This window comes from Alkalihalobacillus deserti (genome assembly GCF_020734105.1).
Taxonomy (GTDB): domain Bacteria; phylum Bacillota; class Bacilli; order Bacillales; family Bacillaceae_D; genus Halalkalibacter; species Halalkalibacter deserti.
Window position 1 is genome coordinate 94,840 of record NZ_JAJAFR010000001.1, and the last position, 13,882, is coordinate 108,721.

At 37.3% G+C, this 13,882-nt stretch carries 12 protein-coding genes; 11 read left to right on the forward strand and 1 reads right to left on the reverse strand.

Annotation, left to right across the window (positions count from 1 at the left end):
- The first annotated feature begins 142 nt into the window (after positions 1–142).
- From hrcA to LDX58_RS00495, 9 genes are all read left to right on the forward strand, one after another.
- On the forward strand, positions 143–1,174 hold the full coding sequence (gene hrcA / locus LDX58_RS00455; protein ID WP_227934905.1) for a heat-inducible transcriptional repressor HrcA: 1,032 nt from the start codon (positions 143–145) through the stop codon (positions 1,172–1,174).
- 80 nt (positions 1,175–1,254) lie between these two features.
- On the forward strand, positions 1,255–1,812 hold the full coding sequence (gene grpE, locus LDX58_RS00460) for a nucleotide exchange factor GrpE (protein ID WP_372459046.1): 558 nt from the start codon (positions 1,255–1,257) through the stop codon (positions 1,810–1,812).
- Between the two features lie 154 nt (positions 1,813–1,966).
- Positions 1,967–3,799, forward strand: a complete 1,833-nt coding sequence (gene dnaK / locus LDX58_RS00465; RefSeq protein ID WP_227934907.1) for a molecular chaperone DnaK — start codon at positions 1,967–1,969, stop codon at positions 3,797–3,799.
- Between the two features lie 202 nt (positions 3,800–4,001).
- Entirely contained in the window at positions 4,002–5,114 is a 1,113-nt protein-coding gene (gene dnaJ, locus LDX58_RS00470; RefSeq protein ID WP_227934908.1) for a molecular chaperone DnaJ, read from the forward strand.
- 27 nt (positions 5,115–5,141) lie between these two features.
- Positions 5,142–6,077: a 50S ribosomal protein L11 methyltransferase gene (gene prmA, locus LDX58_RS00475; RefSeq protein WP_227935465.1), complete on the forward strand. Its 936-nt coding sequence runs from the start codon at positions 5,142–5,144 to the stop codon at positions 6,075–6,077.
- Between the two features lie 51 nt (positions 6,078–6,128).
- Entirely contained in the window at positions 6,129–6,881 is a 753-nt protein-coding gene (locus LDX58_RS00480) for a 16S rRNA (uracil(1498)-N(3))-methyltransferase (protein WP_227934909.1), read from the forward strand.
- Between the two features lie 5 nt (positions 6,882–6,886).
- Positions 6,887–8,236, forward strand: coding sequence for a tRNA (N(6)-L-threonylcarbamoyladenosine(37)-C(2))-methylthiotransferase MtaB (gene mtaB / locus LDX58_RS00485; protein WP_227934910.1), 1,350 nt, complete (start codon positions 6,887–6,889; stop codon positions 8,234–8,236).
- Between the two features lie 269 nt (positions 8,237–8,505).
- On the forward strand, positions 8,506–9,183 hold the full coding sequence (gene deoC / locus LDX58_RS00490) for a deoxyribose-phosphate aldolase (RefSeq protein WP_227934911.1): 678 nt from the start codon (positions 8,506–8,508) through the stop codon (positions 9,181–9,183).
- Between the two features lie 204 nt (positions 9,184–9,387).
- Positions 9,388–9,927, forward strand: coding sequence for a hypothetical protein (locus LDX58_RS00495; protein WP_227934912.1), 540 nt, complete (start codon positions 9,388–9,390; stop codon positions 9,925–9,927).
- A 63-nt stretch (positions 9,928–9,990) separates the two neighbouring features.
- Here LDX58_RS00495 and LDX58_RS00500 read toward each other — a convergent pair whose 3' ends face one another.
- Entirely contained in the window at positions 9,991–11,292 is a 1,302-nt protein-coding gene (locus LDX58_RS00500; RefSeq protein WP_227934913.1) for an ATP-binding protein, read from the reverse strand.
- Between the two features lie 250 nt (positions 11,293–11,542).
- Here LDX58_RS00500 and LDX58_RS00505 point away from each other — a divergent pair, with 250 nt between their 5' ends.
- A complete protein-coding gene (locus LDX58_RS00505) occupies positions 11,543–13,141 on the forward strand; it encodes an ATP-binding protein (protein ID WP_227934914.1) in 1,599 nt (532 codons plus the stop codon).
- 2 nt (positions 13,142–13,143) lie between these two features.
- Positions 13,144–13,818: a response regulator gene (locus tag LDX58_RS00510; protein ID WP_227934915.1), complete on the forward strand. Its 675-nt coding sequence runs from the start codon at positions 13,144–13,146 to the stop codon at positions 13,816–13,818.
- Positions 13,819–13,882 lie beyond the last annotated feature (64 nt).

A 13,882-nucleotide genomic window follows, 5' to 3' on the forward strand; every position in this document is an offset into this window, starting at 1 on the left:
GTCAATTGTTCAGAAGCAGAAGATTTGCTCTATTTTTCTAAGATAAATAAGGTTTATTTGTTGACAAAGTGCTTCCTTTTTGATAATTTATCATTAGATTTAGCACTCGAATGTAGTGAGTGCTAACAGAGGAGATGAAGGGATGTTGACAGATAGACAATTGTTGATTTTGCATGCCATTGTTGATGATTATATCCGTTCTGCAGAGCCAGTTGGCTCGAGAAGCATCTCCAAAAGAGAGGATATTACATTTAGTCCAGCTACCATTCGTAATGATATGGCAGATTTAGAGGAGTTAGGTTTTTTAGAGAAACCACATAGTTCAGCCGGGAGAATTCCTTCTCAAAGGGGATATCGTTATTATGTAGACAATCTTCTGATGCCTCATCATTTAACCGTCGATGAAGAGTTAGATATTCGCTCGATCTTTTCAGAACGAATACGAGAAGTAGAAGAAGTGATTCAACATTCTGCGCGTGTGTTATCCAATATGACAAGTTATATCTCTCTTGTCTTAGGTCCAGAGATATTTGAAGCTACATTAAGAAATATTCAAATTATTCCATTAGCTAAGGGTTCGGCTATTTTAATTCTTGTAACAGATACAGGACATGTTGAGAATCAAACAATCGCTGTACCAGATAAGATAGAAGCTTTTGATTTAGAACGTACTGTCAATATCCTTAATGAACGTTTAATGGGTGTGCCTCTATATAAGCTCAGAGAGAAATTGCAGTCTGAGGTAAGAGATGTTTTGCGTAGCCATGTTCAAAACTATGATCACGTATTAAGTATGCTTGGATCATCCTTAGAAATAGATAAAGCAGAAAAAGTGTTTTATAGTGGGAAAACAAACATTTTGACGCAACCTGAATTCCGTGATGTTGAAAAAGTGCGAATGTTACTGAATATGCTTGATGAAGATGAAACGATGCACCAGATTTTACGTGTGCCGACAACAGGAATTCAAGTGAAAATAGGACAGGAAAATAATTTAGAAGCCTTTGATAACTGTAGTTTAATAACCGCGTCATATTCGATAGCGGGAAAACACATGGGAACAATTGGAATCCTTGGTCCAACTAGAATGGAGTATCGAAGAGTGATCGGAGTTGTCGATACACTTTCAAAGGATTTAACAAAGCTGTTGACAAACTTGTATCAACAAGGCTAGAAATGGTAATATTGACAATTAGTTGTGGTATTCTTAACTAATTGTCATACTACATAGAATTAAATTAATTTTACTAGGAGGTGAATGAGTTGACAGAAAAAGAAACACAAACAGTGGAAGAAGAAACAGTTGAATCCGAAGAACTTGAAACAGAAGTAAACGGTGAAGGTGAAGAAAAAGTGATAGAAATCACTGAAGAAGAAAATTCACAAGCTGAAATCGCTGAACTCAATAACCGAATCCTACGTATTCAAGCTGATTATGATAATTTCCGTCGGCGTTCTCGTGAGGAGAAAGAAGCGGCTGCGAAATATAGATCACAAACCGTCATTGAAGCGCTTCTTCCTGTAATTGATAATTTTGAGCGTGCGCTACTTGTAAAACCGGAAGCTGAAGAAGCTAAATCCCTTTTACAAGGGATGGAAATGGTTTATCGTCAATTTCAAGATACTTTGAAAAATGAAGGAATCGAAGTGATTGATACAGTAGGTCAAATGTTTGATCCTCACTTGCACCAAGCTGTTATGCAAGTTGAAGAAGAGGGGTTTGAATCAAACCAGATTGTTGAAGAATTACAAAAGGGTTATAAATTAAAGGATCGCGTTCTAAGACCTTCTATGGTCAAGGTTAACGCGTAATCCTTACATATAAGAGGATAAGAAAAGGCCGATTTTACCTTTTTGTTAATACTCTAAAGCAATGAGCGGATTCATTGCAACATCCCTTACAGAACATGAATATACAGAGTATTAGAATATTAGAAAGCTAAATGCTGAAATGGAGGAAGAAATCATGAGTAAAATCATTGGTATTGATTTAGGTACAACAAATTCTTGTGTCGCGGTTATGGAAGGTGGAGAAGCTACAGTTATCCCAAATCCAGAAGGAAACCGTACAACGCCATCTGTTGTTGCATTTAAAGATGGTGAGCGTCTAGTTGGGGAAGTTGGAAAGCGTCAAGCGATCACTAATCCAAATACAGTCATTTCTATTAAGCGTCATATGGGAACAGATCATAAAGAAACTATTGAGGGAACAGATTATACACCTCAAGAAATTTCAGCGATCATCCTACAAAAGTTGAAGTCAGATGCTGAAGCATATTTAGGAGAAAAGGTGACGAAAGCAGTCATCACAGTTCCAGCTTATTTCAATGATTCACAGCGCCAAGCAACTAAAGATGCTGGGAAAATTGCGGGTCTTGAAGTAGAGCGTATTGTCAATGAACCAACTGCTGCTGCTCTTGCTTATGGATTAGAAAAAGAAGAAGATCAAACGATACTTGTTTATGACCTTGGAGGCGGTACGTTTGACGTATCTATCCTTGAACTTGGAGAAGGTTTCTTCGAAGTAAAAGCAACTTCGGGTGATAATAAACTTGGTGGAGACGATTTTGACCAAGTCATTATTGATTACCTTGTTGAGCAATTCAAAAAAGACAACGGTATTGACCTTTCACAAGATAAGATGGCTATGCAACGCTTGAAAGATGCAGCAGAAAAAGCGAAGAAGGATTTATCGGGAGTGACTCAAACTCAAATTTCACTTCCTTTTATTACAGCAGACGCTACTGGTCCTAAGCATTTAGAAGTAAGCATGAGCCGTGCAAAGTTTGAAGAGCTCTCTTCTGATCTAGTTGAGCGCACACTTGAGCCAACGCGTCGTGCTCTTTCTGATTCAGGACTTTCTGCTAGTGAAATTGACAGAGTCGTTCTTGTTGGTGGTTCAACTCGTATTCCAGCCGTTCAAGAGGCGATTAAAAAGTTAACAGGTAAAGACCCGCATAAAGGGGTAAATCCAGATGAAGTTGTTGCACTTGGTGCTGCAGTTCAAGCAGGTGTACTTACTGGAGATGTTAAAGACGTTGTTCTTCTAGATGTAACACCATTATCACTTGGTATTGAAACAATGGGTGGTGTATTCACAAAGCTAATCGAACGTAATACTACTATTCCGACATCTAAATCACAAGTATTCTCTACAGCTGCTGATAGTCAACCATCTGTTGATATTCATGTGCTTCAAGGTGAGCGTGAAATGGCAGCTTACAATAAAACACTTGGACGTTTCCAATTGACTGATCTTCCACCAGCACCACGTGGCGTTCCTCAGATTGAAGTATCTTTTGATATTGATGCGAACGGTATTGTTAATGTTAAGGCGAAAGATCTTGGAACAAACAAAGAGCAATCAATTACGATTACATCTTCTTCAGGTCTTTCAGATGAAGAAGTCGAAAAGATGGTAAAAGATGCTGAAGCAAACGCAGAAGAAGATAAGAAGCGTCGTGAGGAAGTAGAACTTCGCAACGAAGCCGATCAACTTGTTTTCCAAACGGAAAAAACCATTAAAGACCTTGGTGAAGGTGTAGAGCAAGAGGAAAAAGACAAAGCTGAAGCTGCAAAAGATAAATTAAAGCAAGCAATTGAATCTAATAACATTGACGAGATTCGTACGGCGAAAGATGAGCTTCAAGAAATCGTCATGGCATTAACGACGAAAATGTATGAGCAAGCTGCTCAAGCTGCACAAGGTGCTGAAGGCGGAGACGCTGGTGCAACAAATGCAGATGAAAATGTGGTAGATGCTGATTATGAAGAAGTAAAAGAAGAAGAAAAGAAATAAGTGTTCGATCGATTGATTGGGCAGCGTCAATATTAACAGATTGACAAACCTGTAGAAAAGTCAAAGTCAGCGTATATGACTTTGACTTTTTCTTCGAGTGTATACCAAAAAGAGGATAACGGTTCTTCTCACCTATGTCTTGCAGATTTAGACAGAATGATGATAAGATGAACGTTATGGAACTTAATCGGGAGTGGATGACATGAGTAAAAGAGATTACTATGAAGTCCTTGGTGTCGATAAGAATGCTTCTGTTGATGAAGTGAAAAAAGCGTACCGTAAATTAGCACGCAAATATCACCCAGATGTCAACAAGGAAGCAGATGCTACGGATAAATTTAAAGAAGTAAAAGATGCATATGATACATTAAGTGATCCCCAGAAAAAATCGCACTATGATCAATTTGGTCATACTGATCCTAATCAAGGATTCGGCGGCGGCTCTGGAGACTTTGGTGGAGGATTTGGAGATATTTTTGATATGTTCTTTGGTGGAGGAGGGCGTAGAAATCCGAACGCTCCACGTCAAGGCGCTGATCTTCAATACACGATGACACTTCAATTTAAAGAGGCCGTATTTGGTAAGGATACGGAAATTGAAATTCCACGCGAGGAAACGTGTCAAACATGTACAGGTTCAGGCGCAAAGCCCGGAACTAAACCAGAAACATGCTCACACTGTGGTGGAGCTGGTCAATTAAACGTTGAACAAAACACACCATTCGGACGTGTTGTCAATCGTCGTGTCTGTCACCATTGTGACGGCACTGGTAAGTTCATTAAATCTAAATGTACAACTTGTGGTGGTAAAGGCAAAGTACGTAAACGTAAAAAAATTAGCGTGAAAGTTCCTGCAGGTATTGATCATGGGCAGCAATTACGCGTATCGGGTCAAGGAGAAGCAGGTGTCAATGGTGGTCCAGCTGGTGACTTATATGTAGTCTTTAATGTGAAGCCACATGAGTTCTTTGAGCGTGATGGTGATGACATTTATTGTGAAATGCCGTTAACATTTGCTCAGGTTGCACTTGGAGATGAAATCGAAGTACCAACTTTAAATGGAAAAGTAAAATTGAAAATTCCTGCTGGTACGCAAACAGGAACTAATTTCCGTCTACGTGGTAAAGGTGTTCCGAATGTTCATGGACGTGGTCAAGGAGATCAACATGTTAAAGTTCGTGTGATCACGCCTAAGAATTTAACTGAAAAAGAGAAAGAGATGATTCGTGAATTTTCCCAAATGTCTGGAGGACAACCAGATGAACAAAGTGATGGTTTTTTTGCAAAAGTAAGACGCGCCTTTAAAGGAGAATAGCAATTAAGGATGGAGTTGGAGATTATGATGAAGTGGTCGGAATTTAGTATTCATACGACAGAAGAAGCCGTCGAACCGGTTTGTAATATTCTACATGAAGCTGGTGCAAGTGGCGTCGTAATAGAGGACCCAAAAGACCTTGTGAGGGAATGGGGCGATAAATTCGGCGAAATCTACCAACTCTCTCCAGATGATTATCCTGAAGAAGGAGTTATAATCAAAGCTTATTTCCCTGTTAATAGCTTTTTAGCTGAAACAATTGATGAAATAACAGAATCAATAAATGGCTTGCCTTTGTATGAAATTGACCTTGGTCATAATAAAGTTCAAATTGCAGAAGTTCATGAAGAAGACTGGGCGACTGCGTGGAAAAAATACTATAAGCCAGTTAAGGTGTCAAACTCTATTACGATCACTCCTACTTGGGAAGAATATGAGCCTACGGAGAATGAGATGATTATTGAGCTTGACCCTGGCATGGCTTTTGGTACTGGGACGCACCCAACAACGGTTTTATGTATCCAAGCTTTAGATAAGTACATTAAAGGTGGAGAAGAAGTTGTAGACGTTGGTACAGGTTCTGGGGTATTAAGTATCGCTGCGGCAAAGCTAGGGGTGAAAAATGTCTTAGCGCTTGATCTTGATTATGTTGCAGTTGAAAGTGCTTCGCTCAATGTGAACTTAAATCGTGTTCAAGATGTTGTAACAGTCAAACAAAATAACTTACTAGAAGATGTTAATGGACAATATGATATGGTAGTGGCGAATATTTTAGCAGAAGTCATTGTTCGGTTTGTTCAAGATGCGGCAGCGGTTCTTAAACCAGATGGAGTGTATATTACTTCAGGTATTATTAAACGGAAAAAGCAAGAAGTGAAAGACGCCCTTGTAAAAGGTGGCTTTACGATTGAAGAAGTTGTTGAAATGGATGATTGGGTAGCGATTATCGCTCGTAAAACATAATAGAGTTTGTTTGAGGATAAATACCACTTTATAATAGTGAGGACGATGAAGATGCAACGATATTTTGTTGCGAAAGAGCAAATGACCAATCAGGAAGTAAAGGTTACAGGAGAAGATGTCAAGCATATCTCACGAGTAATGCGAATGGATGTCGGTGATGAAATCATTTGCAGTAATAACGGTTCACGTACGGTCAGATGTGTTATTTCTGCGGTAGAGGATCAAAAAATAACGGCTAATATTATTGAAGATTTAATCCCGAATACAGAACTACCTATTGAGGTAACGATTGCCCAAGGACTTCCTAAAGGGGACAAACTTGATTTAATTATCCAAAAAGGCACGGAACTCGGAGCAACAGCGTTTATTCCATTTTCTGCTTCAAGGTCAATTGTTAAGTGGGACCAGAAAAAAGCTGGTAAAAAAATCGAACGACTAGAGAAAATTGCGAAAGAAGCTGCAGAACAGTCTTATCGAGAAAGAATTCCAGCAGTTCATAACATTCATTCTTTAGCGGAACTGAAAAAGCAAATGGCTTTATTTGACTCAGTTATTTTGGCTTATGAAGAAGTGGCCAAAGAAGGAGAACAAGCCCAATTTGCAGCAACTTTAAAGACACTTTCACAAGGTCAAAAGGTTCTTGTGATTATTGGTCCAGAAGGTGGATTAACAGGAGAAGAAGTGGAGCAATTAAGTCTTGCTGGTGCACTAGCTTGTGGGTTTGGTCCAAGAATACTACGTACAGAAACAGCTGCGATGTATGCACTTGCCGCTCTTTCGTACCATTTCGAATTAATGAGGTGAAGACAATGCCTACTGTGGCGTTTCATACATTAGGTTGTAAAGTTAATCATTATGAGACAGAAGCGATTTGGCAACTGTTTCAAAAAGAAGGCTATGAGAAGGTTGAATATGAAGCTACTTCAGATGTTTATGTTATTAATACATGTACAGTAACGAATACTGGCGATAAAAAAAGTCGTCAAGTGATACGTCGTGCGATACGTAAAAATCCTGATGCTGTTATTTGTGTCACAGGTTGTTACGCTCAAACATCGCCAGCAGAAATTATGGCTATTCCTGGAGTCGATATTGTTGTTGGAACTCAAGATCGTGTGAAAATGCTTGAATACATCGAAGAATTTAAACGTATACGTGAACCGATTAATGGTGTAGGCAACATTATGAAATCACGTGTTTATGAGGAGTTGGATGTTCCAGCATTTACAGATCGTACACGTGCCTCTTTGAAAATTCAAGAAGGTTGTAATAATTTCTGTACGTTTTGTATCATTCCATGGGCTCGTGGTCTCATGCGCTCTCGTGATCCGAAAGAAGTAATCAAACAAGCTCAGCAACTAGTAGATGCAGGATACAAGGAAATTGTGTTAACTGGAATTCATACGGGTGGGTATGGAGAAGATTTAAAGGATTATAGCCTCGCACGATTATTAAAAGACTTAGAGAAAGTAGAAGGATTGAAAAGAATTCGTATTTCTTCTATCGAAGCAAGTCAGCTTACAGATGAAGTTATTGGTGTAATTGATCAGTCTGAAAAAGTCGTTCGTCACTTGCACATTCCTTTACAATCGGGCTCAAATACGGTATTAAAGCGAATGCGTCGTAAATATACGATGGAATTTTTTGGTGAACGATTAGATCGTCTAAAAGAAGTTCTTCCTGGTCTTGCCGTGACATCAGATGTAATTGTTGGTTTCCCTGGTGAAACAAAAGAAGAGTTCCAAGAAACCTTTGATTTTATTGCTAAGCATAAATTTAGTGAACTACATGTATTCCCATACTCAAAACGAACAGGAACACCGGCTGCTCGTATGGAGGATCAAGTGGATGAAGGAATTAAAAACGAGCGAGTTCATCGCTTAATTGAGTTATCAAATCAACTTGCAAAAGAGTATTCTTCATTGTTTGAAGGTGAAGTTCTTGAAATGATCCCTGAAGAGCAAGATAAAGAAAACCCTGATAGTGGGATGTATATCGGTTATACAGATAACTATTTAAAAGTGAAAGTACCTGCAACAGAAGAGATGATTGGGAAATTACTTAAAGTGAAAATTACAAAAGCTGATTATCCTTATAATCAAGGAGAATTCGTTCGTGTAATGGATGATTTACCAGTGAAACAAGTTGTAAATGGTTAAAAAAAACATCAAAGCTTCTCTTTTCAAACGAGAGAACTTTGATGTTTTTTTACAAGATGGCAATTTATTAGGACGGCATCTGAACAATTTTAAATTCTTGTATACCAAATGAAGGATAACATGAATCAGATAATTATTTCGATGAAATGGGTATAATAATAGGTAGGATTTCACTGACATGAAAGGTAGAAATTTGCTGTATCTGATTTGAATCTATGCTAGGATAAGATGAGGTACGAACAACTTACATATAGAGAGGATGCTGACGCGTGAGTAGTCAATCAATCGTAAGCTTAATTGATCATACGGCATTAAAAGCAGATACAACAAAAGATCAAATTTTAACATTATGTTCTGAGGCAAAAGAGTTTAAGTTTGCATCAGTTTGTGTGAATCCAACTTGGGTTAAACTTGCTGCAGAACAATTAAAAGATACGGAAGAGGTGAAAGTTTGTACGGTTATTGGATTTCCACTTGGAGCTTCTACAACCGAAGTAAAAGCGTTTGAAACGACCAATGCTATTGCAAATGGTGCGACAGAAGTGGATATGGTAATTAATATTGCTGCTTTAAAAGACAAGAATGACGAGCTAGTTGAGAGAGATATTCGAGCTGTAGTTGAGGCGGCGAGTGGAAAAGCATTAACGAAAGTAATTATTGAAACAAGTCTTCTTACGGATGAAGAAAAAGTAAGAGCCTGTAAATTATCCATAAAAGCGGGTGCTGATTTTGTGAAAACATCTACTGGTTTTTCAACGGGTGGAGCGACTGTTGAAGACATTGCATTAATGAGAAAAACAGTTGGACCGAATGTTGGTGTTAAAGCTTCAGGAGGCGTACGCGATCTTGAAGGTGCAAAAGCAGTGGTAGAAGCAGGTGCTACCCGAATCGGGGCAAGTGCTGGTGTTTCAATTGTAAATGGTGAGAAGGCAAATTCCGATTATTAAAATCTATCAATTTTCTTATTCTTATCGATAACCTGCTCCCTTTTGGCGATCAGGTTATTTTTTTTATATGATGTTTGATCTTTTATTCAAAAGGTGTCAATTATTGGTCCCAATTTTACTATGATTACATAGAATGTGCGTGTAACCATTTATAGGAGGGGATTTATATGCATCGTAATAATGAGTATCCTAGCTATCCGAACTATGAGGGATCGTTACCTGGCCCCGGAAACCATCAAGGCTATCCCGGCTATCCGAACTTTGAAGGACCACTACCTGGGCCAGGAAACCATCAAGGCTATCCCGGCTATCCAAACTTTGAAGGACCACTGCCTGGCCCCGGAAATCATCAAGGCTATCCCGGCTATCCGAACTTTGAAGGACCACTGCCTGGGCCTGGGAACCATCAAGGCTATCCCGGCTATCCGAACTTTGAAGGACCACTGCCTGGGCCAGGAAACCATCCCGGCTATCCCGGCTATCCGAACTTTGAAGGACCACTGCCTGGGCCAGGAAACCATCAAGGCTATCCCGGCTATCCGAACTTTGAAGGACCACTGCCTGGGCCAGGAAATCATCAAGGCTATCCCGGCTATCCGAACTTTGAAGGACCACTGCCTGGGCCTGGGAACCATCAAGGCTATCCCGGCTATCCAAATTTTGAAGGACCACTGCCTGGCCCCGGGAACCATCAAGGCTATCCCGACTATCCAAATTTCGATGGTTCATTACGAGGACAAATAAAAAAGTAGGAAAATGTGGGACGGTCAATCTAATTCTCTTAGGTTGACTGTTTCTTTTTCTAATTTAAATACTATAGCTTTGAGGAATTAACCTTTTTTCATCATGGACTTGGGGAAGAGCAATTGTGAAAGTTGTTCCTATGCCTGTTTTACTCGTTACAGATATTTCACCTCTCATTGCTTTAATAATGCTAAATACAACCATTGTTCCAAGCCCCGTCCCCGTTGTTTTCGTGGAATAGTAGGGTGTCCCCAGTCGGCGAATTTGCTCTTCATTCATGCCAATACCAGTATCTGTGATTGAAATGATAGCGCTTTCTTCTCTACTATTTAAGGTGATTTTCAACTCTCCTCTATCGGTCATAGCTTCTATTGCATTCTTGGCTATATTGATTAAACATTGATGAAGTTTTTGACGTTCACCTACAATGGTAATATCTTTTGTTTTTTCAAAATTTACATGTACACCTCTCATCGTTGCATAAGGGGTAATAACTTTTAAAATATATTGAATTTGTGTGTTTAATTCTAGCAACTCTATGTTTTCTAAAGAGGGTTTGGCAAAAGTTAGATAATCAGAGATTATACCTTCAGCCCGTTCTAATTCATCAAGGGAAAGTTTAATATAGAAATCTTTTTTTTCTTCTGTGACGGTTCTATCTTGAAGTAACTGAAGAAATCCTTTTGTAACAGTGAGTGGATTTCTAACTTCATGAGAGATACTTGCAGCGATTTCACTTACGACTTTTAGTTTTACAAGTTCTTTTAATTCACTTAAAACAATACTTTCTCTTTTAGCTCTTTCAATAAAATGGATAAAGAAGAACATGACTATAATCTGCGAAGTATAAAAGAAAGTTAAAGAGAACCAGCCCAATGTAGATAAATTGATCTTAAAAAAATAAATGACCGTTAAAAGGATAATAATTCCGACGATATTTGTTACAATAGCTAGTATGATTTTTCTCTTCAATTGTGTTGTTTTATTAAAATGAGGCGATATAACACATAAAATAAAAAAGATAAGTAAATAGATAATGACAGAAGAATAAAAACCCGCATCATAACTGATCATGAAGCGATACGATAGTAAAACTAATAATAAGAAAAAACCGACTTTTCGACCACCATATAACGCACCTATGATAAATGGAATTAAGCGGTAGTCAAAAAAGAATCCTGGAGATGGGGAAAAAGGAAAAGACATACATAATAAAATGGAAACAGCAGATATAACACTTATAAAGATTTCCTTAGATACTTTGTTGATTTTTCCCTCAATATATTTATGATGAATAAAAAAAAGAAGAAATATAAATGAAACGTTTAATAAGAATATTTGAAGATCGAATATTAGTTCGTTCATAAGTCCCCTCATTTTGTCGAATTATAGTATAGTTATAATTCTCTATTAGGATAGAAATACCTTTTAAATTTTAGATTTTGTTTCTAAACGTGAAGTAATAGGGCAATTACACGTGTTTAGATTAACCTATGAGAAATGCATACATACAAATTCTTGAATATGGCAGGGGTTATTTAATAATCCTGAGATTAGAAATGGTGGTTTTCTTATGCTGTTAATAACTAATTTTTTTGTGAATAAGGAGAAGAAGATGATTCGATTGTCACTTCAAACAAAAATTATAACTGTAATTATCTTCATCATTCTATTTATAACAACCATGCTTACGGGAATATATGCATATTTTGAGTCAGAAGAAATTGAAGAAAATATTGGTAATACGGCTTTAAGGATTGCTACAACGGTTTCATTAATCCCCGCAATAAAAAGTTCTTTTGAATTAGATGATCCATCCATTGTTATTCAGCCACTTGCTGAAAAAATCAGAGGGATAGTAGGTGCCGAGTTTATTGTAATTGGAAACAAAGAAAATGTCAGGTATTCCCACCCCGATGTAAATAAAATAGGAAAAAAGATGGTTGGCGGTGATAATGAATTAGCCTTACTTCATGGAGAGCATTATTTATCAAAAGCAACTGGTAGTCTTGGCCCTTCATTAAGAGGAAAGGCTCCAATTATTGACGACACTGGAGAGATAATCGGTGTTGTTTCAGTAGGATTTTTAATAAAGGATATTCGCGAGATCATTTTCGGGACTATACTTAAAATTAGTCGTATTGCTATTGTCATTCTATTGCTAGGAACGTTAGGAGGAATATTGTTAGCTCGTAATATTAGAAAAGATACTCTTGGTTTGGAACCGCACCAAATTGCGTCATTGTACAGAGAAAGAAACGCCGTATTGCTTTCAATTAAAGAAGGAATAATTGCTGTTGATGCTCAAGGAAGAATTACAATGATCAATCATTCGGCAAAAGAACTGTTAGCGATAAAAGACGACTGTGTGAATGATATGATAATAGATGTATTTCCTCAATCAAAATTGCTTGAAATTTTCATGTCAGATCATACCGACCAAGATATAGAAATAGAGATAAATGATCTTGTATTAATTGTGAACAGGACACCTATTATAGAAGATAATCAAATAGTAGGGGTAGTAGCAAGCTTTCGTAATAAAACTGATTTACAAAAAATGGTTGATACTATATTTGAAATTAGAAGATATTCAGAAGATCTACGTGCACAAACTCATGAATATACGAACAAACTGTATGTTCTTTCTGGTTTGTTACAGTTAGGTCACTATCATGAAGCGATTCAAATGATACAAAATGAATATATTCAGCAGGAAAGTCAAAATAAAATTTTATTTGATCAAATTCATGATCAAACAGTACAAGCTATCTTGCTAGGGAAAATTAGTACTTCTTCTGAAAAGAAAATTACTTTTATTATAGATGATAATAGTTCATTAGACTTATTACCTAAACATATAAATCCATCAGATATTATCATTATTATCGGGAATTTAATTGATAATGCGTTCGAGGCAATTGATAGGCAATCTTTAAAGGAAGTAACGTTCTTTATTACAGACATAGGGAACGACATTGTCATTGAAGTTAGTGATAATGGACCAGGAATCCAAGATGACCGATTTCATGCCATCTTTAAAAAAGGATATTCGACGAAAGGTTCTAATCAACACGGATTTGGTCTTACTAATGTAAAGAAGACGGTAGAAAGTTTGAGTGGAATTATAGAAACAAAAAATCAAATTCAGGGAGGTGCAATTTTTACAATTTTCTTACCTAAAAAAATAGATGGTATTGGAAAGGAGCAATAACTGTGATTAAGGTGGCAATTGTTGAAGATGACTTTAGAGTTGCGATGATCCATGAGGAATTTCTTTTACAAGTTAAAGGAGTTAAATTAGTAGGAAAAGCATTAAATGGTAAGGAAACAATAGAGTTACTAGAGAAAAAGGAAATTGATTTATTGCTATTGGATATCTATATGCCAGATGTGCTAGGGGTGGAATTAATGAAAGAAGTACGTCTTAATCACCCCAAAGTAGATATTATTATGATTACTGCTGCCACAGAGATGCAGATGGTAGAGTCTGCTTTAAGAAATGGAGTAATTGATTACATCTTAAAACCAGTAACAATTGAAAGATTTAAAACGACAATAGAACACTATTTACAGAGAAAGAAATTTTTCGAACAAAAAAACGAAATGACACAAGACTCAATTGATCAGTATCTTGGAACGGTTAAACCAAAAACAATAGAGAAAGAGCATACACCTACTGGAATTGACCCGATCACTTTAGAGAAAATAAAAGAAATTATGACACAACAAGATGGAATTACGGCAGATGAAGCAGGAGAAATAATGGGTGCGTCTCGAACAACAGCAAGGAGATACTTGGAGTATTTGATTTCAATAGGAGCAGGAAAAGCTGAACTATCATATGGAATAGTTGGTCGACCAGAACGAAAATATTATTTAACATCTTGATATCGAGCAAGATGTTTTTTTGTTTTTACATAGTGAATTTTTACATTGTGAACAAAATGAACAA

Coding starts and splice junctions, on each gene's coding strand:
- hrcA (WP_227934905.1), top strand. CDS start 143: ATGTTGACAGATAGACAATTGTTGATTTTGCATGCCATTGTTGATGAT.
- dnaK (WP_227934907.1), top strand. CDS start 1,967: ATGAGTAAAATCATTGGTATTGATTTAGGTACAACAAATTCTTGTGTC.
- dnaJ (WP_227934908.1), top strand. CDS start 4,002: ATGAGTAAAAGAGATTACTATGAAGTCCTTGGTGTCGATAAGAATGCT.
- prmA (WP_227935465.1), top strand. CDS start 5,142: ATGAAGTGGTCGGAATTTAGTATTCATACGACAGAAGAAGCCGTCGAA.
- LDX58_RS00480 (WP_227934909.1), top strand. CDS start 6,129: ATGCAACGATATTTTGTTGCGAAAGAGCAAATGACCAATCAGGAAGTA.
- mtaB (WP_227934910.1), top strand. CDS start 6,887: ATGCCTACTGTGGCGTTTCATACATTAGGTTGTAAAGTTAATCATTAT.
- LDX58_RS00495 (WP_227934912.1), top strand. CDS start 9,388: ATGAGGGATCGTTACCTGGCCCCGGAAACCATCAAGGCTATCCCGGCT.
- LDX58_RS00500 (WP_227934913.1), bottom strand. CDS start 11,292: ATGAACGAACTAATATTCGATCTTCAAATATTCTTATTAAACGTTTCA.
- LDX58_RS00505 (WP_227934914.1), top strand. CDS start 11,543: ATGATTCGATTGTCACTTCAAACAAAAATTATAACTGTAATTATCTTC.